We start from the raw sequence: 766 nt of genomic DNA, 5'->3' as shown, positions 1-766 counted from the left end.
GCCCCGGCCCCGGCCCCGGTCGCAACGAGCCGGCGCGCGGTGAGCAGCGGGTCGGGTCGCAACAGAAGCATCAGTACGACCGCGGCCAGCACGAACGCCACCGCGCTGAACGCGAACGGCCCGGCCAGCGGCGGCAGCCCCCAACGGTGCGTGACCCGGTCGGCGAGGGCGGCGAAGTTCGGCGCGGCCACCGCGCCGATGGTGGTGGCCCAGACGATCAGCGACAGCTGCCGGCCCCGCCTGGCCGGCTCGGCGAGGTCCACCGCCGCGTAGCGGGCCTGGAGGTTGGCCGCGGTGCCGCCGCCGAACAGCAGCATGCCGAGGAAGAGCAGCGGCACCCAGCCGGTCGCCGCGGCGAGCACCACCAGCACCCCGCCGACCGCGCCGGTCAGGTACGCCAGCACCAGCCCCGGTCGGCGGCCGGACCCGGTGATCACGCGGGTGACCGGGACGGCGAGCAACGCCGCGCCGACCACCGCGGCGCTCTGCGCGAGCCCGGCCACCGCCGTCCCGGCGATCCGGGCGGCGAGCAGCGCGCCGACGGCGATCCCGATGGTGACGCCGACACCACCGATGATCTGGGTGCCGAAGAGCAGGCGGAGGGTGCGCCGCTGGATCGGCGCGACGTCGACCGGGGCGGTTGGTGCGGTCAGGTGCGCGGCCATCGAGGCTCCTGCGGTAAGGGGTGATGTGCTGCCCATCCTTGCGCACCCGGCTCGGCCGACCGCGCCCTGCCCACGCCCACGGCCCTGCCCACGCCCCGCCG

The 766-nt window shown here is 76.9% G+C and carries 1 pseudogene; it reads right to left on the bottom strand.

The features are described from left to right. Positions 1–665 (bottom strand): annotated as a pseudogene (locus E1193_RS31510) (MFS transporter); the annotation flags it as partial. Between the last annotated feature and the right edge of the window lie 101 nt (positions 666–766).

Source organism: Micromonospora sp. KC606, assembly GCF_004348675.1.
Classification (GTDB): domain Bacteria; phylum Actinomycetota; class Actinomycetes; order Mycobacteriales; family Micromonosporaceae; genus Micromonospora.
The sequence above is the reverse complement of the archived record's forward strand: the minus strand, read 5'-3'. Positions and strand labels throughout refer to the sequence as shown.